Below are 26,441 nucleotides of genomic sequence, written 5' to 3'. Positions count from 1 at the left end.
TTGTTGTGGCGCGCGTTCTGATTAGGCCTTTGCGCGCATGGTTGTAGGACTGTAAACCCCATGGTGCGGTTCATAAACCCGCAGAGTGCCAGGGGCTGCGTGGGTGTGGTGGTTTGCCGCAGTTTTCGCTGTAAAACCCTGTATTGGTATACTCTCGCCGGTCCGCCTGCAGCGCTCATCTGGAGAGCCCATGCTCGCTACTGCCATGCCCCTTTCCGCGACCCGCCAAAACCTTTGGCGGCTCACCTGTATCCGCATTTTGGTGCTGGCCGCCCAGGCCGGCTCGGTGGGGTTCGCCTACCTGACGCATCTGCTGCCATTGCCTTGGCTGCAGTTGGCCGTGACCTTGGTATTTTCCAGTGTGCTGTGCGCCATTACCGCTGTGCGGTTGCGCACGTCGCTGCCGGTCACCGAACTGGAATACGCGGTGCAGTTGGCCTGCGATCTGTTGATCCACAGCGTGTTGCTGTATTACTCCGGCGGTTCGACCAACCCGTTCGTGTCGTATTACCTGGTGCCTTTGACCATCGCAGCCGTGACCTTGCCCTGGTTGTATTCGCTGATCCTCACCGGGATTGCCTTGGCGTGCTACACGTTATTGCTGGTGCACTCATTTGCGTTAGCCACCTTTCCCATTGCCCGCGAAAGCATGCAGATCTACGGCATGTGGCTGAGCTTCGCCCTGGCTGCGGGGGTGATCACCTTTTTCGCGGCAAAAATGGCCGAAGAATTACGCCGCCAGGACCAAATGCGCGCTCAGCGCCGCGAAGAAGGGCTGCGTGATCAGCAACTGTTGGCCGTGGCCACCGAGGCCGCCGGCGCCGCCCATGAGCTGGGCACCCCGCTGTCGACCATGAGCGTGCTGCTTAAAGAGATGCGCCGCGACCACCCCGACCCGGCCCTGCAGGATGACCTCTCGGTGCTCCAGGACCAGGTCAAGCTGTGCAAGGAAACCCTGCAGCAACTGGTGCGTGCGGCCGAAGCCAATCGCCGCATGGCCGTCGTCGAGCAGGACGTGACGGCCTGGCTGCGCGAGGCCCTGGACCGTTGGCACCTGATGCGCCCCGAAGCCAGCTACCGTTTTCACCTGGGCAGCGACGGGCCTGCACCGCGCCTGGCACCTGCGCCAGACCTTACCCAGGCCCTGTTGAACCTGATCAACAACGCCGCCGACGCCTGCCCTGATGACCTCCAAGTGCGTGTGAGCTGGGACGATGAAGATATCTTCATCGTGATTCGCGACCACGGCCCGGGTGTACCCCTGGCAATTGCCGAACAAATCGGCAAACCTTTCTTCACTACAAAAGGCAAAGGCTTCGGCCTGGGCCTGTTTTTGAGCAAGGCCAGCGTGACTCGCGCTGGTGGCTCGGTAAAACTCTATAGTCATGAAGAAGGCGGCACGCTCACCGAGCTGCGCCTGCCCCGTGACGCCCGAGGAGACTTGAATGACTGACGAACCCCTGGTGGAAGGCGAAGAACTGCCGCACCTGTTGCTGGTGGACGACGACGCCACCTTTACCCGTGTCATGGCCCGCGCCATGGCCCGCCGTGGCTTTCGGGTCAGCACCGCTGGCTCGGCCGAAGAAGGGCTGAGCCTGGCCCAACAGGACATTCCCGAGTTCGCCGCGGTGGACCTGAAAATGGACGGCGATTCCGGCCTGGTACTGCTGCCCAAGCTGCTGGAGCTCGACCCGGACATGCGCGTGGTTATTCTCACTGGCTATTCCAGCATCGCCACGGCGGTCGAAGCGATCAAGCGCGGTGCCTGCAATTACCTGTGCAAGCCAGCCGACGCCGACGACGTACTGGCGGCCTTGCTGTCCCAGCACTCGGACCTCGACACCCTGGTACCGGAAAACCCCATGTCGGTGGATCGCTTGCAGTGGGAGCATATCCAGCGGGTGCTCAATGAGCACGAGGGCAATATCTCCGCCACCGCGCGGGCCCTGGGCATGCACCGGCGCACCTTGCAGCGCAAATTGCAGAAGCGCCCAGTGCGGCGCTGAGTGCCGAACCACGTTTGCCCCGCAGCGGCGCATGCAGCGCCGCCGGCTCCGGGCCCCCTGATATAGAGCCTGAACCATGACCAAGAACGCTGAATATTCTGCAGTGAACGATGCCGTGCCTGGGCAGTTCTGGAGCCGTGTCTGGCACCTGGTAGTGCCTTACTGGCGCAGCGAAGAGAAGGGCAAGGCGTGGCTATTGTTGCTGTCGGTGATTGCCCTGTCGCTGTTCAACGTCGCCGTCTCGGTGATCATCAATCGCTGGTATCGCGACTTCTACAACGCGCTGGAAAAAAAGGACCTGGCTGCCTTTACCCAGTTGATGCTGTTCTTTTGCGGGATCGCCGCGGTTGCCATCCTGGCGGCCGTTTACCGGCTGTATCTGACCCAGATGCTGACCATCCGCTGGCGGCGCTGGCTGACCGAAAAACACTTCGCCCGCTGGCTTTCGCAGAAAAACTACTATTTTCTCGAACAGGGCGGCTACACCGATAACCCGGACCAACGCCTGAGCGAAGACCTCAACAGCTTTACCAGCGATACCCTGAGCCTGGCCTTGGGCTTGATCAGTACCGTGGTCAGCTTGGTGTCGTTTTCGATCATCCTGTGGGGGGTGTCCGGCAGTATCGAAGTGTTCGGCATCGAGATCCCCGGCTACATGTTCTGGTGCGCGTTGCTCTACGCCGGGGTCGGCAGCTGGCTGGCGCATTTGATCGGGCGGCGCTTGATCGGCCTGAGCAACCGCCAGCAGCGCTATGAAGCGGACCTGCGGTTTGCCATGGTGCGCATCCGCGAAAACGCCGAAAGCATTGCCTTGTACAACGGCGAGCCCAATGAAAACGAGCGCCTGAACAACCGCTTCGGCAGCGTCTGGAGTAACTTCTGGACCATCATGAATGTGCAGAAACGCCTTAAATTCTTCACCACCGGCTATGGCCAGATTGCGATTATCTTCCCGTTCGTGGTGGCCGCGCCGCGCTATTTTTCCGGCAAGATCCAGCTCGGTGAGCTGATGCAGATCAACTCGGCGTTTGGCAATGTGCAGGAAAATTTCAGCTGGTTTATCGATGCCTACGTCACCCTGGCCAGTTGGAAAGCCACCAGCGACCGTTTGCTGAGTTTCCGCCAGGCGCTGGACGACAACGAAGCACGGCCAGTCGCGATCGACGTACAGCGCCAGGGCGAACAGTTGGCTATCGACGATCTGTCCCTCGACGTACCCGGCGGCCGCAGCTTGCTGGCGGGCGCCGCGTTGAGTGTGGCAGCGGGCGAGCAAGTGATGCTTAGTGGCCGCTCCGGCAGCGGCAAGAGTACGCTGCTGCGGGCCATGGGTGGTTTGTGGCCGAGCGGGGCAGGGCAGATCCGTTTGCCGGCCGAGCGCTCGCTGTTCTTGCCGCAGAAGCCGTATTTGCCTATCGGTACCCTGCGTGAAGCGCTGAGTTACCCCCAAGCCGTGCAGGCTTACCCCGCAGCACGCTACGCCGAGGTCTTGCACAGTTGCCGCCTGCCGCACTTGGTGGAGCGTCTCGACGAAAGCAATCACTGGCAGCGCCAGCTGTCGCCGGGCGAGCAGCAACGTTTGGCGTTCGCTCGGGCGTTGTTGTATGCGCCCAAATGGTTGTACCTCGATGAAGCCACGGCGGCCATGGACGAAGAAGACGAAGCGTTGATGTACCAGACGGTACTCGACAGCCTGCCGGGCGTTAGCGTGGTCAGCGTGGGCCACCGCAGTAGCCTTAAGCGCTTCCACCGGCGCCATGTGCGTATCGAGGGCGGGCAATTGAAAGTGCAACCCAGTGAAAGCGGGGCATGATGAGCCGTGATCGTACAACTGCGTTGCGCTATGATGGGCGCATAACTGGCCGTATTGAGATAGACCTTCACCATGGATAATCAGAGTGCTGCGCCCCGCGTTCGCCGAAAGCCTCGCAGCCTTGCCCAGGAATTGGTGGCTGTGCTTACCCAGCGAATCCTCGATGGCGAGCTCAAGCGTGGCGATAAACTGCCCACCGAATCGGCCATCATGGAAGAGCAGGGCGTTAGCCGCACGGTGGTGCGCGAGGCGATTTCTCGCCTGCAGGCGGCAGGCCAGGTAGAAACTCGCCATGGGATCGGTACCTTCGTACTGGACACCCCCAGCCCCAGCGGTTTTCGCATCGACCCGGCGACCATTGTCACCTTGCGTGATGTGCTCGCGTTGCTGGAGCTGCGCATCAGCCTTGAAGTCGAATCGGCAGGGCTGGCCGCACAACGTCGGTCCGATGAGCAGTTGGCAGCCATGCGGGCTGCCCTCGACGCCATCAACGACAGCGCGGCACACGCCCACGATGCGGTGGCCTCGGACTTTCAGTTCCACCTGCAGATCGCCTTGTCCACCGGTAACCGCTATTTCACCGATATCATGACCCACCTGGGTACCAGCCTGATTCCCCGTACCCGGCTGAACTCGGCGCGGTTGGCCCATGACGACCAGCAGCATTACATGAGCCGGTTGAGCCGCGAGCATGAGGAAATCTTCGACGCCATTGCCCGCCAGGATGCCGACGCGGCACGCGCGGCCATGCGCCTGCACCTGACCCACAGCCGGGAACGCCTACGCCACGCCCACGAAGAAGCCGAAGCCGCCCGCGGCTGAGGGTAGGAGGGGCCCGGGCGGCGTTCCGCTTGGCCCCGATCTTTTGATCTTTAAAGGTTGTGCCAGAAGATCAAAAGATCGGGGGCAAGCCCCCTCCTACGGGGTAGGGTTTTTTAAATTTACGTTCACCCCCTTGAGCGTCGCTAAATGTAGTTGTACGATGACGTACGACAACGGCAATCACCGCCGTTCTTGTTTCTTATCATGCGACCCAGGGTGTTCGAATAATGAATCCACAAGAACTTAAGTCCATCCTTAGCGCCGGCCTGCTGTCTTTCCCGGTGACCGACTTCAATGCCCAGGGCGATTTCAACCGCCAGGGTTACATCAAGCGTCTGGAATGGCTGGCCCCCTACGGCGCGAGCGCGCTGTTCGCCGCCGGCGGTACTGGGGAGTTTTTCTCCTTGGCGGCCAGCGAATATTCCGAAGTGATCAAAACCGCAGTCGATACCTGTGCCAGCAGCGTGCCGATCCTGGCCGGTGTCGGCGGTTCCACTCGCCAAGCCATTGAGTACGCTCAAGAAGCCGAGCGCTTGGGGGCCAAGGGCCTGCTGTTGCTGCCGCACTACCTCACCGAAGCCAGCCAAGACGGCGTAGCCGCTCACGTTGAAGCCGTGTGCAAATCGGTCAAGATTGGCGTGATCGTTTACAACCGTAATGTATGCCGACTGAATGCTCCCCTATTGGAGCAACTGGCCGAGCGTTGCCCGAATCTGATTGGCTACAAGGATGGCCTGGGCGATATCGAGCTGATGGTGTCGATCCGCCGCCGTTTGGGCGATCGCTTCAGCTACCTGGGCGGGCTGCCGACTGCTGAAGTCTACGCCGCCGCCTACAAAGCCTTGGGCGTACCGGTTTATTCGTCGGCCGTGTTCAACTTCATTCCTAAGACCGCGATGGACTTTTACCACGCCATTGCTCGGGAAGATCACGCCACCGTGGGCAAGTTGATCGACGACTTCTTCCTGCCTTACCTGGATATTCGCAACCGCAAGTCGGGCTATGCCGTGAGCATCGTCAAAGCGGGTGCCAAAATCGCAGGCTTCGACGCTGGGCCGGTTCGCACCCCGTTGACCGACCTGACCGGTGAAGAATACGAAATGCTGGCGGCCTTGATGGACAAAATGGGCCCGCAATAAAGCTTGGAAAGGGCGGGGGCGCTCTGTTCGCCCCCGATCTTTTAACCCTCCGCCCCCCGCCTGGCCTATCATTGCGCAATTGACTCAAGGCCATAGGTCCATCCGGCATGCTCGCCATCTTTCTGCAAACCCTGAACATAACAGCGCCGGTATTCGCGATGCTGTTTCTTGGGGCGCTGTTAAAACGTGTGGGTTGGATCGACGACAACTTCATCCGCACCGCCTCGGCGCTGGTCTTCAACGTGTGCATGCCATCGTTGCTGTTTCTTGGCATCTATCACGCTGATCTACACGCCGCGCTCAAACCCGGGCTGCTGATCTATTTCATAGTGGCTACTTTGCTGGGGTTCGCGATGGCTTGGGGTATGGCCATCTGGCGTTGCCCGGAGGCCGACCGCGGTGTTTACACCCAAGGGGCGTTTCGCGGCAATAATGGCATCATCGGTCTCGCCTTGGCCGGCAGCATGTACGGCGATTATGGTATCTCCCTGGGGTCGATTCTCGCCGGCCTGGTGATCGTCATGTACAACTCGCTGTCGGTGGTGGTGCTGGCCATCTATAGCCCTAACATCAAGTCCGATCCGTGGAGCATCTGCAAAAGCGTAATTGCCAACCCACTGATCCTCAGCGTGTTGCTGGCCACCCCCATCACCTGGCTGCAAGTGCCCTTGCCCAACTGGGCGCTGACCTCGGCTGACTATCTGGCGCAAATGACCTTGCCGCTGGCGCTGATTGGCATAGGTGGCAGCCTGTCGCTGGTCGCGCTGCGTAGCAGTGGGCGGATGGCGCTAAGTGCTAGCCTCGTGAAAGTGGTGTGGCTGCCGGTCATCGGTACGCTGGGGGCGATACTGGTGGGGTTCCGTGGGGCGGAATTGGGCATCCTATTCCTGTATATTGGCGCGCCATCAGCGTCGGTCAGCTACGTGATGGTCCGCGCCAGCGGCGGCAACTACCAGTTGGCTGCGGCGATTATCGTGATGACTACCCTGGCGGCCGCCGTCACCACCAATATCGGGATATTCCTGTTGCAGTGGGGCGGCCTCATCTAGAAGATGGCGCGCTTAACCACGGCGCGCCAGCCCGCTCTAAGGAAATACCATGGATTCAGAAGCTAGCCCTGAGCGTCTACAAAGGGGCCTGAAAAACCGCCATATCCAGTTGATCGCCCTGGGCGGCGCCATCGGTACGGGCTTGTTCCTGGGCATTGCCCAAACCATCAGTATGGCCGGCCCTTCGGTGATCCTCGGCTACGCCATCGCCGGCCTGATCGCTTTTTTCATCATGCGCCAGCTCGGTGAAATGGTCGTGGAAGAGCCCGTGAGCGGCAGTTTCAGCCATTTCGCCCATCGGTATTGGGGCAGCTTTGCCGGCTTTATGTCGGGCTGGAACTACTGGGTGCTGTACGTGCTGGTGGGCATGGCCGAGTTGACCGCGGTGGGTATCTACGTTCAGTACTGGTGGCCGGAGATTCCGACTTGGGCTTCTGCGGGCGTGTTTTTCATATTGATCAACCTGATCAATTTATCTCAGGTCAAAGTCTACGGCGAAATGGAGTTCTGGTTCTCGCTGATCAAAGTGACGGCCATCATCGCCATGATCGTGTTCGGCAGTTGGTTACTGGCTACCGGCCACGGTGGCGCGCAAGCCAGTATCGCCAACCTTTGGCAGCACGGCGGGTTCTTCCCCAACGGCGCGACTGGGCTGGTCATGGCCATGGCGGTGATCATGTTCTCTTTCGGCGGCCTCGAATTGGTGGGCATCACGGCAGCCGAAGCCGACGACCCCAAGCGCAGCATCCCCAAAGCCACCAACCAGGTGATCTACCGTATTCTGCTGTTTTACGTTGGCTCTTTGACTGTGCTGTTGGCGCTGCACCCTTGGCAAAATGTGGTGGAAGGCGGCAGCCCGTTCGTGATGATTTTCCACGACATGGACAGCACCCTGGTCGCCACCGTGCTCAACATTGTCGTACTGACGGCGGCCTTGTCGGTCTACAACAGCTGCGTTTATTGCAACAGCCGCATGCTGTTCGGCCTGGCCACCCAGGGCGATGCGCCTAAGTCGCTGCTGAGGGTGAATCGCCGGGGCGTGCCCCTTAAAGCGCTGGGCGTGTCTGCCACGGCCACTGGCTTGTGCGTCGTGCTCAATTACCTGATGCCGGGCGAAGCCTTCGGTTTATTGATGGCGTTGGTGGTGTCGGCATTGGTGCTGAACTGGTGCATCATCAGCATCACCCACCTGAAATTTCGCAATGCCAAGCGCTTGGCCGGCACTGAAACCTTTTTCAAAAGCTGGGGCTACCCGCTGACCAATTGGGTCTGCCTGGTTTTTCTCGCAGGCATTCTGGTCATCATGTACATGACCCCGGGCATTCGTATTTCGGTACTGTTGATGCCGGTTTGGATGGGTGTGCTGGGTTTGGCCTGGTGGCTACGCGAACGCAAGCGCGCAGCCGGCTAATGCTGGCGGCGCCAAGTGCGCCAGCTATTGAACAGCACGAACAACAACAAGGGGGGCAGCACGTAGAACAACACCCCCTGTTCTACGGTATCGGCCAATGGCTGGCCGGTGGCGAAAGTCACCACGTGCAGCCCGTAGGCCAGGTACAGCCCCAGCAGTATCAGGCCTTCCACGCGGGTCAGGCGATTGCCTGAATAGAACAGCGGCAGGCACAGCGCGGCCGCCCCCAGCATCACCGGCAGGTCGAACGCCAAGGCGTTGGGTGAGACCGACAGCGGGGCGGGCGCGAGCAGGGCGGTCAAACCGAGCACGCCCAGCAGGTTGAACAAGGTGCTACCAATCACATTACCCGCCGCGATGTCGCGCTCACCGCGCACCGCCGCCATGAGTGAGGTGGCCAGGGCCGGCAGCGAGGCGCTGGCGGCAATGATGCTCAGGCCGATCACCCGGTCTGAGAGGCCCAGATCCAGGGCGACCTCGACGGCGGCTTCCAGCAGTAAATTCCCGCCGCAGGCCAACAGCGCCACGCCCACCCCCATCAAGGCCACGCAGGCAGGCCAGGCCATGGGCTGGCTATGGGTAGGCCAAGTCCGCCCATGGTCCCGGGATTGCCGCCACAGCAGGGTGACGTAGACGCCCAGGGCGGCCAGCAATATCAGGCCGTCCAGCCGCTCCAGGTGGCCATTGAGCGCCAGGACAAACACCAGCAGGCTGGCGCCGACCATCAGCGGGATGTCCAGGCGCACCAGCAAACGCGATACCCGTAGGGGGATCACCAAGGCGCATAGCCCGAGGGTGACCAGCAAGCTGAAGGTGTTGCCGCCCATCACGCTGCCCAGGGCCATGTCAGGGGTGCCGGCGTAGGTGGCTTGCAGGCTGACCGCCAGTTGTGGGGCACTGCTGCCCAGCGCGACCACGCTCAACCCGACGATCAGTGGCCTGACCCGCAGCCCTACGGCCAGGCGTACGGCGCCTCGCACTAGGCATTCTGCGCCGACGATTAGCAATAGCAGGCCGACCAGCCAATACAGCAGGCTTTGGGTAGGCAGGTTAGCGAGTTCGAAAATAGGGGCGGGCTCCGTCAGTCTTCCAGGTCTTGCACGCGCACCCGGGCGGTGCCGCTGCCGAGCATGCCAAGCTGTTCGGCCGCCGCGTGGGACACATCGATCAACCGCCCACGGGTGTGTGGGCCACGGTCGTTGATGCGCACGGTCACACTGCGGCCATTGGCTTGGTTGGTGACCAGCACTCGGCTACCGAAAGGTAACCGGCGGTGTGCCGCGGTCAGCTCATTTTGGTCGAAGCGTTCGCCGCTGGCAGTGCGTTTGCCGTGATGGCGAGCCCCGTAGTAGGAGGCGACGCCTTGTTCATCATAGCCATGGGGGTCGATCAGGCTCTCCCCGCGTTGGCTGGCACAACCGGCCAGCAACAGCAGGGCAGCGGCCGCGATTAGGTAGCGCATGGGGGCTCCAGAGACCGGTGGCGGGCCTGCCCAATTTCGCTGGTGGAAAAATGGGCAGGCACTGGCCGGGTCAGCCTTCGAGTTTGCTTTTCAGCAGTTCGTTGACCTGCTGCGGGTTGGCCTTGCCTTTGGAGGCCTTCATGGCCTGGCCGACAAAGAAACCAAACATCTTGCCGCGCTTGGCTTCGTCGGCGCTACGGTACTGCTCGACCTGCTCGGCGTTGGCCGCCAGCACTTCGTCCAATACTTTTTCGATGGCGCCGCTGTCGGTCACTTGCTTCAGGCCGCGGGCTTCGATGATCTGGTCTGCATCGCCTTCACCCGCCGCCATGCCTTCGAAGACCATCTTGGCGATCTTGCCGGAGATAGTGTTGTCCTTGATGCGCAGCAGCATGTTGCCCAACTGCTCGGCACTGACCGGCGCCTGGTCGATTTCCAGCCCCTGCTTGTTCAGCAGGCTGCCCAATTCGACCATCACCCAGTTGGCAGCCAGCTTGGCGTCGCCACTGAGGCTGGCGACCTTTTCGAAATAATCTGCCTGCTCCCGGCTGGAAGCCAAGACACTGGCGTCGTAGCTCGAAAGGCCAAACTGCGCCTGAAAGCGTTCGCGCTTTTGTGGCGGCAGCTCAGGCAGAGTCGCGCGGGTGCTTTCCAGGAAAGCATCCTCGATGACCACCGGCAGCAGGTCAGGGTCGGGGAAGTAACGGTAGTCGTTCGCTTCTTCCTTGCTGCGCATGGCGCGGGTTTCGTCTTTGTTCGGGTCGTACAGGCGCGTTTGCTGGATCACCTTGCCGCCGTCTTCGATCAGTTCGATCTGCCGGGCGATTTCGCTGTTGATCGCCTTTTCGATAAAGCGGAACGAGTTGACGTTCTTGATCTCGCAACGGGTGCCGAATTCCACCTGGCCCTTGGGCCTGATCGACACGTTGCAGTCGCAGCGCAGCGAGCCCTCGGCCATGTTGCCGTCGCAGATGCCCAGGTAGCGCACCAGCGAGTGCATGGCTTTGACGTAGGCGACTGCCTCTTTGGCGCTGCGCATGTCGGGCTCGGAGACGATCTCCAGCAGCGGCGTGCCGGCACGGTTGAGGTCGATGCCGGTACTACCGCTGAAGTCTTCGTGCAGGCTCTTGCCGGCGTCTTCTTCCAGGTGCGCGCGGGTGACCCCGATGCGTTTGACGGTGCCGTCTTCCAGGGTGATGTCCAGGTGGCCCTTGCCAACGATCGGCAGCTCCATCTGGCTGATCTGGTAGCCCTTGGGCAGGTCCGGGTAGAAGTAGTTCTTACGCGCGAACACGTTGTGCTGGCCGATTTGCGCGTCGATGGCCAGGCCAAACATCACAGCCATGCGCACGGCTTCCTCGTTCAGCACTGGCAAAACGCCAGGCATGCCGAGGTCGACCAGGCTGGCCTGGGTGTTGGGCTGTGAGCCAAAGGTGGTAGCGCTGCCGGAGAAAATCTTCGACTGGGTGGCGAGCTGGGTATGAATCTCCAGCCCGATCACGACTTCCCATTGCATGTAGTGTTCTCCTTAGAAGCCGGCGGGGGCGCGGGTGTGCCAGTCGGTGACTTGCTGATAACGATGCGCCACATTGAGCAGGCGGCCTTCTTGGAAATACGGAGCGAGCAGTTGTACACCCACTGGCAGCCCATCGACGAAGCCAGCAGGCATCGACAGCCCTGGCAGGCCGGCCAGGTTGGCGGTGATGGTGTAGACGTCTTCAAGGTAGGCGGCCACCGGGTCGGCGTTTTTCTCGCCAATTTTCCACGCCGGATTCGGCGTGGTAGGCCCCAGGATTACGTCGACGTCGTGAAACGCGGCCATAAAGTCGTTTTTGATCAGGCGGCGGATTTTCTGCGCTTTCAGGTAATAAGCGTCGTAGTAGCCGGCCGACAGCGCGTAGGCGCCGACCAGAATACGCCGTTGCACTTCAGCGCCGAAGCCCTCGCCCCGTGAGCGTTTGTACAGGTCGGTGAGGTCGGCCGGGTTTTCGCAGCGGTGGCCGAAACGCACGCCGTCGAAGCGCGACAGGTTCGAGGACGCCTCAGCCGGGGCGATCACGTAGTAGGCCGGGATAGCGTGCTGGACATTCGGCAAACTGATGCGCTTGATCACAGCGCCGAGTTTTTCCAACGCTTTGACGCTGTCTTCCACCAAGGTGGCGATGCGTGGGTCGAGGCCGGCGCCGAAATATTCATTGGGCAGGCCAATGCGCAGGCCGTCGAGCGGTGCATTGAGGTTGGCGCTGTAGTCCGGGACCGGTTCGTTGATGCTGGTGGAGTCTTGCGGGTCGAAGCCGGCCATGCCCTGCAACAGCAAGGCGCAGTCTTCGGCGGTACGGGCCAGAGGGCCGGCTTGGTCGAGGCTCGAGGCGTAGGCGATCATGCCCCAGCGCGATACCCGCCCGTAGGTGGGCTTGAGGCCTGTGAGGTTGGTCAGCGCCGCCGGCTGGCGAATCGAGCCGCCGGTGTCGGTGCCGGTGGCCACCGGCAGCAGGCGGGCGGCAACTGCCGCCGCTGAACCGCCAGAAGAACCACCCGGCACGTGTTCCAGCTGCCAGGGGTTTTTCACCGCGCCGTAGTAGCTGGACTCGTTGCCCGAGCCCATGGCGAATTCGTCCATGTTGGTCTTGCCCAGCGTCACCGCGCCGGCTTCGGCCAATTTGGCCACGACGGTAGCGTCGTAGGGGGCTTTGAAGTTGTCGAGCATCTTCGAGCCGCAACTGGTGCGTACGCCCTGGGTGCAGAATAGATCTTTGTGGGCCAGCGGGACGCCCAGCAGCGGGTTTGTGTCCCCTTTGGCCCGGCGCGCATCGGCGGCCAGGGCTTGTTGCTCGGCGTTATCGGCAGTGACGCTGATGAAACTGTTGATTTGCGGGTCGAGCTGAGCGATGCGCGCCAGCAGCGTGCGGGTCAGCTCTTGCGAAGAAAATTGTTTTTCGGCGAGTCCGCGGGCGATCTCGGCCAGTGTCAGATGGTGCATGGCAGGCTCTTTCCCTTACTCGATGACTTTGGGGACCAGGTACAGGCCGTTTTCTACCGCAGGGGCGACCGCCTGATAAGCGTCGCGGTTATTGTGCTCAGTCACCCGGTCGGCGCGCAGGCGCTGGCTGGCTTCCAGGGGGTGGGCCAAAGGCTCGATGCCGTCGGTGTCGACCGCTTGCATCAGGTCGACCAGGCCGAGAATACTGTTCAGAGCGTCGGTGGTGCGTGGAAGATCGGCTTCAACCAGGCCGAGTCGGGCCAGGTGAGCGATTTTTTCCACCTCGGAGCGTTCAAGCGCCATGGGGGTCTCCAGTGGAAAACAAAACGGACGGAATCCGCAGATTATGGAACACTGACCCTATTGTACGGTCACATTGCCGCAATCAGGGGTGGGCCTGCTTGGAAAAACAGCCAATTTAACATATTGGCGCCTTGCCCAAAATCCCCGCCGTTGTTAGAGTTTGCCGCACTTTTTTACCCACGCGTTGCCTAGGGTCCTTTTCCCATGTTCAAGAAACTGCGTGGCATGTTTTCCAGCGATCTTTCCATCGACCTGGGCACTGCCAACACCCTTATTTACGTGCGTGAGCGCGGTATCGTCCTGAATGAGCCTTCAGTTGTCGCCATTCGGACCCACGGAAATCAGAAAAGTGTCGTGGCTGTCGGCACCGAGGCCAAGCGCATGCTCGGCCGTACGCCAGGCAACATCGCGGCCATCCGCCCGATGAAAGACGGCGTTATCGCCGATTTCAGCGTCTGCGAAAAGATGCTCCAGTATTTTATCAACAAGGTTCACGAAAACAGCTTCCTGCAGCCTAGCCCTCGGGTGCTGATCTGTGTGCCTTGCAAGTCGACTCAGGTCGAGCGCCGTGCCATTCGTGAATCGGCACTGGGTGCCGGCGCACGCGAAGTGTTTCTGATCGAAGAACCCATGGCCGCTGCCATCGGCGCCGGCTTGCCGGTCGAAGAAGCACGCGGTTCGATGGTGGTCGACATCGGTGGTGGTACCACTGAGATCGCCCTGATCTCCCTTAACGGTGTGGTGTATGCCGAATCCGTACGGGTCGGTGGCGACCGTTTCGACGAAGCCATCGTCACCTATGTGCGGCGCAACTACGGCAGCCTCATCGGTGAATCCACCGCTGAGCGCATCAAGCAGGAAATCGGCACCGCCTACCCAGGTGGCGAAGTGCGTGAAGTCGACGTACGCGGCCGTAACCTGGCCGAAGGTGTGCCACGGGCGTTCACCCTGAACTCCAATGAAGTACTGGAAGCGCTGCAGGAATCTCTGGCGACCATCGTGCAAGCGGTCAAGAGCGCCCTGGAGCAGTCTCCGCCGGAGCTGGCCTCGGACATCGCCGAGCGTGGCCTGGTGTTGACCGGTGGTGGCGCCTTGCTGCGCGACCTCGACAAACTGCTCGCCCAGGAAACCGGCCTGCCAGTGATCGTCGCGGAAGACCCGCTGACCTGCGTCGCCCGTGGTGGCGGTCGCGCTCTGGAAATGATGGACAAGCACACCATGGACCTGCTCTCCAGCGAGTGATTCGCGGATACGCAGCAGCCGTTGTCCAGTTTACAGGTAGCACCATCGGTGCTACCTGTATGCGTCTTGTCTTGTCCGGGCTGGTTTGACGCCGTATGAATGACCTCATGAACATTTGCCTGGGAGGGGCGGCCTATTAAACCGCTTTTCGCCAAGGGCCCTTCGTTGGGCGTGCGCCTGTTGGTGCTGGCCGTGCTGTCGGTGGCATTGATGGTTGTCGATGCCCGCTTCACGCTGCTCAAGCCTGTGCGCAGTCAAATGTCGCTGGTGCTGATGGAGGCCTACTGGATCACCGACCTGCCACAGCGCTTGTGGCAAGGCGTTGCCAGCCAGTTTGGCAGCCGCACCGAGCTGATCGCCGAGAACGAAAAACTCAAGACCGAAGGCCTGCTGTTGCAGGGCCGCCTGCAAAAGCTCGCTGCCTTGACCGAGCAGAACGTGCGCCTGCGCGAGTTGCTCAATTCCTCGGCGCTGGTCAATGAAAAGGTCGAGGTCGCCGAACTGATCGGCATGGATCCTAACCCCTTCACCCATCGAATCCTCATCAACAAAGGCGAGCGTGACGGCGTCGTGCTGGGCCAGCCGGTGCTCGATGCCCGCGGCTTGATGGGCCAAGTGGTCGAATTGATGCCGTACACCTCACGGGTGCTGTTGTTGACCGACACCACCCATAGCATTCCAGTGCAGGTCAACCGCAATGGCCTGCGCGCTATCGCCAGCGGCACCGGTAACCCGGAGCGCCTGGAGCTGCGCCATGTCGCCGATACGGCTGATATCAAAGAAGGCGACCTGCTGGTCAGCTCCGGCCTGGGCCAACGCTTCCCGGCGGGGTACCCGGTGGCGACGGTCAAGGAAGTGATTCACGATTCCGGCCAGCCGTTCGCGATTGTCCGTGCGGTGCCTACTGCTGCGCTGAACCGCAGCCGTTACTTGCTGCTGGTGTTCAGCGACAGCCGCACGCCGGAAGAGCGTGCCAGCGAAGCGGCGCAAGCCCAGGAAGCGGCGGACCGCCAAGCGGCGCCTGCGGCCCCGGCTGCTGCGGCGCCCGCGCCAGCCAATGCAGCGCCGACCCCGGCGCAACCGGCGGCGGCCGCACCCACCCATAACGGCGGCTCGCACCCCCCGACGCGCTCCAGCACTGCCCCCGCACCGGCTGCGGCACCTACGCGCGCAGCCCCGGCCAGCACACCTCGGGCAGCGCCAGCGACTAATCGGGAGAGGCAATAATGGTAAGCGCACGCCCCAGAAATGGCTGGGTGGTCTGGCTGACCTTTGCAGTCGGTTTGTTGCTAAGTATTTCACCCATGCCCCAGTTCATGGAGATCCTACGCCCCCTTTGGTTGGGTTTGCTCATGACTTTCTGGACTCTGGCACTGCCGCATAAAGTCGGCATGACCACCGCGTGGGTGCTGGGCCTGGCTGAAGACGTGCTATACGGCACCTTGCTGGGCCAGAATGCTTTGGTCCTGAGCCTGATTACATTTTTGGTGCTGTCCCTGCAGCAACGCTTGCGCATGTTTCCCATGTGGCAGCAGTGCCTGGTCATGCTGGTGATTTTTGGCCTGGCGCAGTTGGTCCAACTGTGGCTCAGTGCGCTGACCGGCAATCGCCAGCCGACCCTGGCGTTGTTGTTCCCTGCGCTAATGAGCGCGCTGCTTTGGCCATGGGTCAGCTATGGCCTGAGAGGGCTGCGCCGCCGCCTGGGCATCAATTGATCCCGCCAGGGGCCCGGCCCCTGACCCTGCACCCGGAGAAGCCTGATGACTGCGCTTTACCTGGCTTCCGCCTCGCCTCGGCGCCGTGAGCTGCTGGCCCAGATTGGTGTGCCGTTCACGCAGATCAATGCCGGTATCGATGAAACCCCGTTGCCGAACGAACAACCCGACGACTACGTGCGCCGCCTGGCGCGAGCCAAGGCCGAAGCGGGCTGGGTCAATCTGACGGTCGAGGCGAGGGCCACCGATGCGGTGGTGCTAGGTGCCGATACGGTCGTGGTGATCGATGGCCAGATCCTCGGCAAACCTGCCGATAAGGCCGAGGCCTTAGCCACACTGGCGCGGCTGTCAGGGCGCGAACACCAGGTGCTGACGGCGGTGGCCCTGTACGCAAACGCCAGGGTCGAAGCATGCCTGGTGCGCAGCCAGGTCAGGTTTCGTCCCATCAGCGAGGCCGAGGCCCATGCCTACTGGGCTAGCGGCGAGCCCCAGGACAAAGCTGGCAGCTATGCTATTCAAGGCCTGGGTGCAGTGTTCGTGATGGCGCTGAACGGCAGCTACTCGGCAGTCGTTGGCCTACCCCTGTGCGAAACCGCAGAGCTGTTGGCACGTATGCACATACCTTGTTGGCAAAAGAGGGCCCCCTAACGGCCAGTGCTTACGCTAACTTAGTGAACCCTTTGACGAGACCTGGCCATGAGTGAAGAGATCCTGATCAACATCACCCCGATGGAGTCACGTGTGGCGGTGGTGGAGAACGGTGTGCTACAGGAAGTACACGTCGAGCGGACCCAACGCCGCGGGATCGTCGGTAATATCTACAAGGGCAAAGTGGTCAGGGTGCTGCCTGGCATGCAGGCGGCGTTCATCGACATCGGTCTGGACCGTGCTGCGTTTATTCATGCATCCGAGATATCCCTGCGTGAGGGCTCGGCCATCGAGACCATCAGTGCCCTGGTGCACGAAGGCCAGAGCCTGGTGGTGCAGGTCACCAAAGACCCGATTGGCTCCAAAGGGGCCCGGTTGACCACTCAGCTGTCGATCCCCTCGCGCTACCTGGTCTACATGCCGCGTACCCGGCATGTCGGGATTTCCCTGAAGATCGAAGACGAAGCCGAGCGCGAGCGCCTCAAAGGGGTGGTCAGCGACTGCGTAGCCCAAGAGGGCATACAGGAGGCGGGTGGGTTTATCTTGCGAACGGCCGCCGAAGGCGCCGGTGCCGACGAGATTCTCATGGACATCCGCTACCTACGGCGCCTGTGGGACCAGATCGCCGCGCAGATTCAAACCGTAGGCGCGCCCACGGTCATTTACGAAGACTTGGGCCTGGCGCTGCGCACCCTGCGCGACCTGGTCAGCCCGAAAATCGAAAAGATCCGCATCGATTCCCGGGAGACCTTCCAAAAAACCACGCAGTTCGTGGCCGAGCTGATGCCCGAGATTGCCGACCGCCTGGAGCATTACCCCGGCGAGCGGCCCATCTTCGACCTGTACGGTGTCGAAGACGAAATTCAGCGAGCCCTGGACCGCAAGGTCATGCTCAAGTCAGGTGGTTACTTGGTGGTCGACCCGGCCGAAGCGATGACCACCATCGACGTCAACACCGGTGCGTTCGTAGGCCATCGCAACCTCGAAGAGACCATCTTCAAGACTAATCTGGAGGCCGCCACTGCCATCGCCCGGCAGCTGCGCCTGCGTAACATCGGCGGCATCATCATCATCGATTTCATCGACATGGAAGATGCCGAGCACCAGCGCCAGGTGATCCGAACCCTGGAAAAACAGCTCGAGCGTGACCACGCCAAAACCAACATCATTGGCATTACCGAGCTGGGCCTGGTGCAGATGACCCGCAAGCGCACCCGCGAAAGCCTGGAACAGGTGCTGTGCGAGCCCTGCCTGTGCTGTCAGGGGCGCGGCAAACTAAAGACGCCTGAAACCATCTGCTATGAGATTTTCCGAGAAATCCTGCGCGAGGCCCGTGCCTACCAGGCCGAAGGGTATCGAGTGCTGGCCAATCAGAAAGTGGTGGACCGTTTGCTGGACGAAGAGTCTGGCAATGTCGCCGAACTGGAAGCCTTTATTGGGCGAACCATTCGCTTCCAGGTTGAGTCCATGTATTCCCAGGAACAATATGATGTGGTGCTGCTCTGAATTGCCTTGATCGTCGCCTGCCACCCCGTCGCGCGGCTGCACTGTCAGCCGGTGCCTTGCTGCTGCGAGGCACGTCGACATGTCTGGGCTAGCGCCGTTGTTGTCGCGCCTGACCCGGGCTGGGTTGGTGTTCTGCGCGTTTTTCCTGGTGTTGCTGGCGTTGTACGTCAGCCTGGGCCGGCAACTGCTGCCGTTGGTGGCTGAATACCGCAGCGAAGCCCAAGCCGAGGCTAGCCAGGCGTTGGGTATGCCGGTCAGCATTGGCGGCCTGGAGGGGCATTGGAGTGGCTTGGCGCCGGTGGTGCTGGCGCGCGACGTGATGATTGGCGAGGGGGCTACCGCCTTGCGCCTGGACCAGGTGCAAGTGGTCGCCGATTTCTGGGCCAGCCTGCGCCACGCACAACTGCGCTTGCGCAGCGTGCAGCTCAGCGGTCTGCAGATCAATCTGCTCGAAGGCAGTGATGGCCAGTGGCATCTGAAAGGCTTTGCCGACACCACGTCTTCCCCGCCTGACCTACAGAAGGTCATCGAGCAGCTACAGCGGGTGGCTAGCCTTTCCCTATTGGACTCTCAGCTGACCCTGGAGCCCCAGGGGCGCAGCCCTATGACCTTGACCTATGTGGCGGCGACCCTGCGCACCGGGCCTTCGCAGCAAGGCCTGGACGCGCGCCTGACCTTGCCCGACGGCCAGCCGGTGGCCCTGAGTGTCCAGGGGCGAGTGCCTGGCAACGACTGGCGCGCACTAGAGGCGCAGTCGTACCTCAGCCTGCCGCAAACCGACTGGCAGCGTTGGTTGCCGCCCCAGTGGGCCGCGGGCTGGAAGCTCCAGCAAGTGCAAGGCGGTGGTGAGCTGTGGCTCGACTGGGCCGAGGGCAAAGTGCAACGGGCGGTGGCGCGGCTCAACGCGCCGCTGGTGCGGGCCGGCTATGCCGATCGCAAACCAATGAAAATTGAAGACCTGGCGCTGAATCTATGGGTCAACCGCAGCGGTGATGGCTTGGAGGCCACAGTCGACAGCCTCGCGATGACCCTGGGCAAAACCCGTTGGGAATCCCAGGCGCAGGTCCGGCAAATCCCCGCCAGCGACAAATTGGGCACAACCTGGCAGTTGCAGGCCAATCGGGTTGACCTCAACCCACTGACAGCGGTGATCGACGCGCTGGTGCCGTTGCCCAAAACGGCGGCAGCGGTGGTCGATGGCCTTAAGCTTAGTGGTGGGCTGCGCAACCTGACACTTGCCTACCGCCCCGACGCCGAGGGCGATCAGCGGCTGACTTTTGCGGCCAATCTGGACAAGGTCGGTTTCAATGCTTACCACGGTGCGCCTGCCGCAGGGAACGTCAGCGGCAGTATCAGCGGCGACCTGGGCCAAGGCGAGCTGCGCCTGGACAGCGAGGATTTCATGCTGCACTTGTGGCCTATCTTCGACAAACCCTGGCGTTACCGCCACGCCAATGCGCGCTTGAACTGGCGGCTCGATGGCGACCAATTCACCTTGAATGCGCCCTACATCAAGGTATTGGGCGATGAGGGTAAAATCGCTGCCGATTTCCTCATCCGCCTGCCTCTGGACCCTGCCAAAGAGGGCTATATGGACCTGCGGGTTGGCATGGTCGATGGGGATGGGCGCTATACCGCCAAATACCTCCCTACAGAGCTGAGCCCCGCCCTCGACGAGTGGTTACGCGAATCGATCAAGCAAGGCGAAGTCGAGCAGGGGTACTTTCAGTACCAAGGCTCGCTGGCGAAAAGTGCCGGTGAGCATTCGCGCAGTATTAGCCTGTACTTCAAAGTGCATGACGCGCAGTTGGCCTTTCAGCCCGGCTGGCCTGAGCTGTCCAAGGTCGACGGCAGTGTTTGGGTGCAAGACGGCAATGTGCGAGTGGAGGCCAGCAAGGGGCAGATGCTCGATACTCAGCTGAAAAACGTCAAGGTCTCGGTGCCCCACGCCCCGGACGGCGAACCCAGCCATCTATACATTAATGGCGACTTTGCGGGCAGCCTGGGCGATGGCTTGAAGTTTCTCCAGCAGGCGCCCATTGGCACCGAATCGATCTTCGCCGGTTGGCAAGGCGAGGGGCCACTGAGCGGTGGCTTAAAGCTGGATATTCCGCTGGTCAAGGGCCAGGCGGCGAAGGTGCTGGTGGATTTCAAGACCAACGATGCGCGTTTGAAAATTAAGGATCCGGCCTTGGAGCTGACCCAGCTCAAGGGCGATTTCCGTTTCGATCTGGATAAAGGCTTGAGCGGTACGGGTATCGTTGCCCAAGCCTTCGACCGGCCCGTCACCGCGCAGATCGCTGCTGAAGGCAAGCCTGGCAGCCCGCTGACGCGGGTCAATGCCCAGGGCCAAATCGGGGTGAAACGCTTGGCCGATTGGCTCAGCGTCAGTCAGAAACTGCCGGTGTCCGGCGACCTGCCGTACCGGCTGCAGTTGCTGTTGGGCGCCGATAACCAGCTGATGATCGACTCCAATCTGCAGGGGGCGGCGGTCGACCTGCCGGCGCCCTACGGCAAGGCGGCGGACGATATACGGCCGAGCCAGTTCCGCATGACGCTGCAAGGCGCCGAGCGGCAATTCGATTTCAGTTACGCAGGGTTGGCCAACTTTACCTATCTGGCACCGGCTAATAAGCTCGCCGAGGGCCGCGGTGAGCTATTTCTCGGCCAGGGCAGTGCGCAATTACCCACCGTGCCAGGTTTGCGCGTGCGGGCGGTGCTTGACCGGCTGGAACTGGACCCGTGGAAAACCTGGCTCGATCAATATTCCGGCACTGGCACTGGCACTGGCACTGGCACTGGCGCTGGCGGCAACACCAGTGCGGGCCCTGTCACGCAGCCACCGGCCATGCTCAAAGAAGTCGATTTGCAGGCTGACCAGCTCAAGGGGTTTGGCGTGACCCTTGACCAGGCCGACCTGCAGCTCAAACGAGCAGCCACTGCCTGGAATTTGCAGGTCGAAAGCCAGCAAGTAGTGGGCAACGTCTCGCTACCCGACCAAGCCGGGGCTGCCATCGTGGTCGACTTGCAAACCGTGCGCTTGCCGGCCCCTGAACCCGCACCGCCAACCGCCGAGGCCGGCGATGGTGAAGACCCGCTGGCTTCGGTCGACCCACGCAAAGTGCCTGCCGTAGACCTGAAGATACAGCGCTTGCTGCTGGGTGATCAGTTGGTCGGTGCCTGGTCGGTCAAGGCTCGGCCTTCTGCCAATGGCCTGGCGCTGAATGACCTCGACCTGGGCCTCAAAGGTCTCAAGCTCAAGGGGCGTGCCGGTTGGGAAGGCGCGCCGGGGGCCAGCAACAGTTGGTACAGCGGGCGTATGGAAGGCGGCAACCTGGCCGATGTCCTGCAAGCCTGGGGGTTTGCGCCCACGGTGACCAGCGAGTCCTTTACCCTCGATGCTGATGGCCGCTGGCCAGGCTCGCCAGCTTGGGTGGGGGTCAAGCGCTATTCAGGCCTACTCGACGCCTCCCTGCACAATGGCCGCTTCGTTGAGGTCGAAGGGGGCGCCCAGGCGCTGCGGGTCTTCGGGCTGCTCAACTTCAACTCGATCGGGCGCCGCTTGCGTCTGGACTTCACCGACCTGTTCGGCAAAGGCTTGAGTTACGACCGGGTCAAAGGTTTGTTGGCCGCCAAGAATGGCGTGTATGTCACCCAGAGGCCGATTAGCCTGACCGGGCCTTCGAGCAATTTCGAACTCAACGGTACCTTGGACATGGTTAAAGACCAGGTCGACGCCCGTTTGCAGGTAAGCCTGCCGATCGCCTCCAACCTGCCCATCGCCGCCTTGATCGTTGGCTTTCCGGCCGTGGGTGGCGCCTTGTTTCTCGTCGATAAACTGCTCGGTGACCGCGTGGCGAAGTTCGCTAGCGTGCAATATCGTGTCGAAGGGCCGTGGAAAGAGCCTAAAATCAGTCTGGACAAGCCTTTTGACAAGTAGCAGTGGTGGCGTAGTACCCACGGTTGCGGGAGGGTGGCAATGACTTCAGCGGTGATTCAAATGGTCAGCCAGAGCGACGTGCAGGCTAATCTCGAACGGGCGCGCCACCTGTTGGAGCGCGCTGCCGAGGCCGGTGCCAAGCTTGCCGTCTTGCCGGAAAACTTCGCTGCCATGGGCCGCCGCGATGCTGCCGCCATTGGTCTGGCCGAGGCGCTGGGGCAGGGGCCTATACTGCCGAGCTTGAAACAGGCCGCCCGCGACCTCAAGTTATGGATAGTAGCGGGCACCCTAGCCTTGCCGCCCGAGGGGCAACCCCATGGCAAAGTCAGAGCCTGTTCGTTGCTGCTGGACGAGCACGGCGATACGGTTGCACGTTATGACAAATTGCATTTGTTCGACGTCGATGTCGCGGACAGCCGCGGTCGTTACCGTGAATCCGACGACTATGCCCATGGGCAGGCCGTGGTGGTCGCAGATACGCCTGTGGGTCGGCTAGGCTTGAGTGTGTGCTACGACTTGCGTTTTCCAGAACTGTACAGCGCGTTGCGGGCCGCCGGGGCCGAGTTGATCACGGCACCTTCGGCCTTCACGGCGGTGACCGGCGCCGCGCACTGGGAGGTGTTGATCCGCGCACGGGCCATCGAGACCCAGTGTTACCTGCTGGCGGCCGCACAGGGCGGGCTGCATCCAGGGCCCAGGGAAACCTACGGCCATGCGGCGATCGTCGACCCCTGGGGGCAGATCGTCGCGCAACAAGCGCAGGGCGAGGGTGTATTGCTGGCCCAGCGTGATACCGCAGAACAAGCGTCGATTCGGGCGCGCATGCCGGTGCAGAGTCACCGGCGCTTTTTTTCGCAGGACGCTTTGCGGCCTGCGCCTATCGCGGAGTGACTATGAGCGAGATGTTATCCACCGTCAGCGAACACCTCCTGGCCCCCGGCGGGCTGACACTCGACAGCCTGCAATCGGTGCTTGGGGAGTTGGCCGGCCCCGGCATCGATGCCGCCGACCTGTACTTTCAAGGCATCATCTCTGAGTCCTGGGCGCTGGAAGACGGCATCGTCAAGGAAGGCAGTTTCAACCTTGACCAAGGGGTAGGGGTGCGGGCGCAGTCGGGCGAAAAAACCGGCTTCGCTTATAGTAACGCGATCACCCAGGACGCCCTGGTTCAGGCCGCTCGTGCCGCCCGCTCGATCTCCCGCGCAGGCCAGAATGGTCAGGTGCAGGCATTCTCGACACAGGATGTGGCGCGGCTGTATGGCCCGGACAACCCATTGGACGTCATGACTCGCGCGGAAAAAGTCGACCTGCTCAAGCGCATCGATGTCGCGACCCGGGCATTGGATTCACGCATTCAGCAAGTCTCGGTGAGCATGGCCGGGGTATGGGAGCGCATTCTGGTGGCTGCCGTAGATGGCAGCCTGGCGGCCGATGTCAGGCCGTTGGTGCGCTTCAATGTCAGTGTCATCGTCGAGCACAATGGCCGGCGTGAGCGCGGTGGTCATGGCGGCGGAGCACGTACCGACTACCGCTATTTCCTCGCTGAAGATCGCGCCATGGGCTATGCCCGTGAGGCCTTGCGCCAAGCCCTGGTCAACCTTGAAGCCGTTCCAGCGCCTGCCGGCACCTTGCCCGTGGTGCTGGGTTCAGGGTGGTCCGGCGTGTTGCTGCATGAGGCGGTCGGGCACGGCCTGGAAGGGGATTTCAACCGCAAAGGCAGCTCCGCCTACAGCGGCCGCATGGGTGAAATGGTCGCTTCCAGCCTGTGTACCATCGTCGATGATGGCACCTTGAGTGGGCGCCGTGGTTCGCTGAGTGTCGACGATGAAGGCACCCCCACCGAATGCACAACGCTGATCGAAAATGGCGTGCTCAAGGGCTATATGCAGGACAAGCTCAATGCGCGCCTGATGGGCGTGGCCCGCACCGGCAATGGTCGCCGTGAATCCTATTCCAGCTTACCCATGCCGCGCATGACCAATACCTACATGCTAGGCGGGCAAAGCGAGCCTGAAGAAATCATCGCCTCGGTCAAGCGCGGTATCTACTGCGCCAACCTTGGGGGCGGCCAGGTGGATATCACCAGCGGCAAATTCGTCTTCTCTACGAGCGAGGCGTACTTGATCGAAGACGGCAAGATCACGGCCCCGGTCAAGGGGGCGACATTGATCGGCAATGGCCCGGAGGCCATGAGCCGGGTGTCGATGGTGGGCAACGACCTGTCCCTGGACAGCGGCGTAGGCACGTGTGGCAAGGACGGCCAGTCCGTGCCGGTCGGCGTAGGCCAGCCAACCTTGAAGATCGACGCGATCACGGTAGGTGGTACCGGCGCGTGAGCCGCGCCGGGGGATTCGCACCTGGGCTTAACGCAAGCCGCGTTGGCTTTCGTCCAGGTCGCGAATGTATTTGAACACCTTGCGGCTAGTGGCCGGAGGCTTGTTGTGGGCCAGTTCGTGCTGAGCCTGGCGGATCAGCTGGCGCAAGTGCTGGCGGTCCGTTTCAGGGTATTCGTTGACAAAGCTCTCGAGCACGCCGTCGTCCCCTGCGAGCAGCCGATCACGCCAGCGTTCGAGGTTGTGGAAGCGCTCGTTGTATTGCCGGGTCGAGGCATCGAGTTGGTCAAGCAAGACCAGAATGGCGTCCAGGTCCTGGTCGCGCATCAGCTTGCCGATGAACTGGATGTGCCGTTTGCGCGCGATGTTCGAGGTATGTTTTGGCGCATCGGCCAGCGCTCGTCGCAGCGGGTCGCTGAGTGGCAGGCGCGCCAGCACGTCGGGTTTTAAGGTAGTGAGGCGCTCACCGAGGTCTACCAGCGCATGCAGCTCGCGTTTGACCTGGGTTTTGCTTTTTCCCTCGTCGAGGGAGTCGTCGTAAGAATCAACCATGGGGACAGTCCGCAAATAAACGTCGCCATGATAACCAGTCGGGGGCCAATTGTCCGGCCCGGTCGTAGATAGACCCTCGCCGAGCCGCAGAATTTGAGTGGAGAGCACTATGAATGCAGTCCGGAGCGTAGGCCCAGAGGCTTTGCCAGCCTTGCAGGAGCAAGTCGAGCAGATCATTGCCGAAGCACGTCGCCAGGGTGCCAGTGCCTGTGAAGTGGCCGTTTCGCTCGAACAGGGGTTGTCGACCTCGGTACGTCAGCGCGAAGTGGAAACCGTGGAATTCAACCGCGACCAGGGCTTTGGTATCACCCTCTACGTGGGCCAACGTAAAGGCTCGGCCAGCACCTCGGCCAGTGGCGCTGACGCCATTCGCGAGACCGTGGCCGCTGCCCTGGCTATTGCTAAGCACACCTCTGAGGATGAAGCCTCGGGCCTCGCCGATGTCGCGCTAATGGCCCGGGAGCAGCAGGATTTCGACCTGTACCATGCCTGGGACATCACTCCAGAGCAGGCCATCGAAAAAGCGCTGATTTGCGAAGCGGCGGCCTTCGATGCCGACCCGCGCATCAAGAATGCCGATGGCACCACCCTCAATACCCATCAGGGCTGCCGCGTATACGGCAACAGCCATGGCTTCGTCGGCGGTTACGCATCCACCCGGCACAGCTTGAGCTGCGTGATGATCGCCGAAAGCGCCGGGCAAATGCAGCGTGATTACTGGTACGACGTGAGCCGCCAGGGTGAGCTGCTGGCCGACGCCGCCAGTATTGGTGTGCGCGCCGCGCAACGCGCCGCCAGCCGCTTGGGCGCGCGGCCGGTGCCGACCTGTGAAGTGCCGGTGCTGTTCTCGGCTGAGTTGGCCGGTGGCCTGTTTGGCAGCTTCATGGGGGCGGTGTCGGGTGGCAATCTTTACCGCAAGTCGTCATTTCTCGAAGGTGCCCTGGGCCAGCGCTTGTTCCCTGAGTGGCTGACCATCGATGAGCGTCCCCATCTGCAGCGCGCCATGGGCAGTGCCTCTTTCGACGGCGATGGCCTGGCGACCTATGCCAAGCCGTTCGTCGAAAACGGTGAATTGGTGTCTTACATCCTCAGCACTTATTCGGGCCGCAAACTCGGCCTGCCCAGCACTGCCAACGCCGGCGGCGTGCATAACCTGTTCGTCACCCATGGCGAGGAGGACCAGGCCGCCTTACTGCGGCGCATGGGCCGCGGGTTGTTGGTCACCGAGCTGATGGGGCATGGCCTGAATATGGTCACCGGCGACTACTCCCGCGGCGCTGCTGGCTTTTGGGTAGAAAATGGCGAGATTCAGTTCGCCGTCCAAGAGGTGACCATTGCCGGCAACATGCGCGACATGTTCAAACAGATTGTCGCGGTAGGGAATGACCTGGAGCTGCGCAGTAATATTCGTACGGGGTCAGTATTGATCGAACGTATGACCGTCGCCGGTAGCTAAGCAGTCGCCGACACACTTCGCTCAGACCTAATCGAGGCCCGGCGGCCCCGATTAGGTCTGGCAATAA

Annotated in this window: 22 protein-coding genes; 16 read left to right on the top strand and 6 right to left on the bottom strand. The window is 61.6% G+C overall.

The genetic code is table 11. The features are described from left to right. Nucleotides 1-190 precede the first annotated feature (190 nt). The 7 genes from QCL65_RS21230 to QCL65_RS21200 all read left to right on the top strand — a co-directional run bounded on the left by QCL65_RS21230 (nt 191) and on the right by QCL65_RS21200 (nt 8,237). Nucleotides 191-1,453 carry an ATP-binding protein gene (locus tag QCL65_RS21230; protein WP_407312295.1) on the top strand — a complete coding sequence of 421 codons (1,263 nt, stop codon included), beginning with the start codon at nt 191-193 and terminating at the stop codon, nt 1,451-1,453. Next, entirely contained in the window at nt 1,446-2,006 is a 561-nt protein-coding gene (locus tag QCL65_RS21225; RefSeq protein ID WP_407312292.1) for a response regulator transcription factor, read from the top strand. Before QCL65_RS21230 ends, QCL65_RS21225 begins: the two co-directional genes overlap by 8 nt. 76 nt (nt 2,007-2,082) lie before the next feature. Next, nucleotides 2,083-3,816 carry an ABC transporter ATP-binding protein/permease gene (locus QCL65_RS21220; RefSeq protein WP_407312290.1) on the top strand — a complete coding sequence of 578 codons (1,734 nt, stop codon included), beginning with the start codon at nt 2,083-2,085 and terminating at the stop codon, nt 3,814-3,816. A 72-nt stretch (nt 3,817-3,888) separates the two neighbouring features. Further along, the gene (locus tag QCL65_RS21215) at nt 3,889-4,638 is read left to right on the top strand and encodes a FadR/GntR family transcriptional regulator (protein WP_407312288.1); all 750 of its coding nucleotides are present in this window, start codon (nt 3,889-3,891) and stop codon (nt 4,636-4,638) included. Nucleotides 4,639-4,865: 227 nt separating this feature from the next. Beyond that, nucleotides 4,866-5,777: a 5-dehydro-4-deoxyglucarate dehydratase gene (kdgD, locus tag QCL65_RS21210; protein ID WP_407312286.1), complete on the top strand. Its 912-nt coding sequence runs from the start codon at nt 4,866-4,868 to the stop codon at nt 5,775-5,777. Nucleotides 5,778-5,884: 107 nt separating this feature from the next. After that, nucleotides 5,885-6,826 carry an AEC family transporter gene (locus QCL65_RS21205; protein ID WP_407312284.1) on the top strand — a complete coding sequence of 314 codons (942 nt, stop codon included), beginning with the start codon at nt 5,885-5,887 and terminating at the stop codon, nt 6,824-6,826. A 49-nt stretch (nt 6,827-6,875) separates the two neighbouring features. Continuing rightward, nucleotides 6,876-8,237: an amino acid permease gene (locus QCL65_RS21200; protein ID WP_407312282.1), complete on the top strand. Its 1,362-nt coding sequence runs from the start codon at nt 6,876-6,878 to the stop codon at nt 8,235-8,237. On the opposite strand, the gene QCL65_RS21195 is transcribed toward QCL65_RS21200, so the two are convergent. From QCL65_RS21195 to gatC, 5 genes are all read right to left on the bottom strand, one after another. After that, a complete protein-coding gene (locus QCL65_RS21195; protein WP_407312280.1) occupies nt 8,234-9,244 on the bottom strand; it encodes a calcium/sodium antiporter in 1,011 nt (336 codons plus the stop codon). The genes QCL65_RS21200 and QCL65_RS21195 overlap by 4 nt on opposite strands. A 74-nt stretch (nt 9,245-9,318) precedes the next feature. Beyond that, nucleotides 9,319-9,699, bottom strand: coding sequence for a septal ring lytic transglycosylase RlpA family protein (locus tag QCL65_RS21190; RefSeq protein WP_407312278.1), 381 nt, complete (start codon nt 9,697-9,699; stop codon nt 9,319-9,321). 70 nt (nt 9,700-9,769) lie between these two features. Then, nucleotides 9,770-11,215 carry an Asp-tRNA(Asn)/Glu-tRNA(Gln) amidotransferase subunit GatB gene (gene gatB / locus QCL65_RS21185; protein WP_407312276.1) on the bottom strand — a complete coding sequence of 482 codons (1,446 nt, stop codon included), beginning with the start codon at nt 11,213-11,215 and terminating at the stop codon, nt 9,770-9,772. A 12-nt stretch (nt 11,216-11,227) separates the two neighbouring features. Continuing rightward, the gene (gatA, locus tag QCL65_RS21180; RefSeq protein ID WP_407312274.1) at nt 11,228-12,679 is read right to left on the bottom strand and encodes an Asp-tRNA(Asn)/Glu-tRNA(Gln) amidotransferase subunit GatA; all 1,452 of its coding nucleotides are present in this window, start codon (nt 12,677-12,679) and stop codon (nt 11,228-11,230) included. 15 nt (nt 12,680-12,694) lie between these two features. Then, nucleotides 12,695-12,982, bottom strand: coding sequence for an Asp-tRNA(Asn)/Glu-tRNA(Gln) amidotransferase subunit GatC (gene gatC / locus QCL65_RS21175; RefSeq protein ID WP_407312271.1), 288 nt, complete (start codon nt 12,980-12,982; stop codon nt 12,695-12,697). Between the two features lie 204 nt (nt 12,983-13,186). Between gatC and mreB the strand changes: the two genes are divergently transcribed. From mreB to tldD, 8 genes are all read left to right on the top strand, one after another. Beyond that, a complete protein-coding gene (gene mreB, locus QCL65_RS21170) occupies nt 13,187-14,224 on the top strand; it encodes a rod shape-determining protein MreB (protein ID WP_008371426.1) in 1,038 nt (345 codons plus the stop codon). A gap of 135 nt (nt 14,225-14,359) precedes the next feature. Continuing rightward, on the top strand, nt 14,360-15,451 hold the full coding sequence (gene mreC / locus QCL65_RS21165; RefSeq protein ID WP_407316963.1) for a rod shape-determining protein MreC: 1,092 nt from the start codon (nt 14,360-14,362) through the stop codon (nt 15,449-15,451). Then, nucleotides 15,451-15,939 carry a rod shape-determining protein MreD gene (gene mreD, locus QCL65_RS21160; protein WP_407312268.1) on the top strand — a complete coding sequence of 163 codons (489 nt, stop codon included), beginning with the start codon at nt 15,451-15,453 and terminating at the stop codon, nt 15,937-15,939. Before mreC ends, mreD begins: the two co-directional genes overlap by 1 nt. 45 nt (nt 15,940-15,984) lie before the next feature. Then, nucleotides 15,985-16,587 (top strand): Maf family protein, encoded by a 603-nt coding sequence (locus tag QCL65_RS21155; protein ID WP_407312266.1) that lies wholly within the window; start codon nt 15,985-15,987, stop codon nt 16,585-16,587. Between the two features lie 48 nt (nt 16,588-16,635). Beyond that, nucleotides 16,636-18,093, top strand: a complete 1,458-nt coding sequence (gene rng / locus QCL65_RS21150) for a ribonuclease G (RefSeq protein WP_407312264.1) — start codon at nt 16,636-16,638, stop codon at nt 18,091-18,093. Between the two features lie 79 nt (nt 18,094-18,172). Further along, nucleotides 18,173-22,033, top strand: a complete 3,861-nt coding sequence (locus QCL65_RS21145; RefSeq protein ID WP_407312262.1) for a YhdP family protein — start codon at nt 18,173-18,175, stop codon at nt 22,031-22,033. Between the two features lie 39 nt (nt 22,034-22,072). Further along, a complete protein-coding gene (locus QCL65_RS21140) occupies nt 22,073-22,924 on the top strand; it encodes a carbon-nitrogen hydrolase family protein (RefSeq protein ID WP_407312260.1) in 852 nt (283 codons plus the stop codon). Nucleotides 22,925-22,926: 2 nt separating this feature from the next. After that, nucleotides 22,927-24,369: a metalloprotease TldD gene (gene tldD, locus QCL65_RS21135; RefSeq protein ID WP_407312258.1), complete on the top strand. Its 1,443-nt coding sequence runs from the start codon at nt 22,927-22,929 to the stop codon at nt 24,367-24,369. A 27-nt stretch (nt 24,370-24,396) separates the two neighbouring features. Here tldD and yjgA read toward each other — a convergent pair whose 3' ends face one another. Continuing rightward, complete coding sequence (gene yjgA / locus QCL65_RS21130; protein ID WP_407312256.1) at nt 24,397-24,918, bottom strand: ribosome biogenesis factor YjgA; 522 nt, start codon at nt 24,916-24,918, stop codon at nt 24,397-24,399. Nucleotides 24,919-25,027: 109 nt separating this feature from the next. Here yjgA and pmbA point away from each other — a divergent pair, with 109 nt between their 5' ends. Then, nucleotides 25,028-26,374: a metalloprotease PmbA gene (gene pmbA / locus QCL65_RS21125; protein ID WP_407312254.1), complete on the top strand. Its 1,347-nt coding sequence runs from the start codon at nt 25,028-25,030 to the stop codon at nt 26,372-26,374. The last annotated feature ends 67 nt before the right edge of the window (nt 26,375-26,441 follow it).

This window comes from Pseudomonas sp. nanlin1 (assembly GCF_045571515.1).
Lineage (GTDB): Bacteria > Pseudomonadota > Gammaproteobacteria > Pseudomonadales > Pseudomonadaceae > Aquipseudomonas.
The sequence above is the reverse complement of the archived record's forward strand: the minus strand, read 5'-3'. Positions and strand labels throughout refer to the sequence as shown.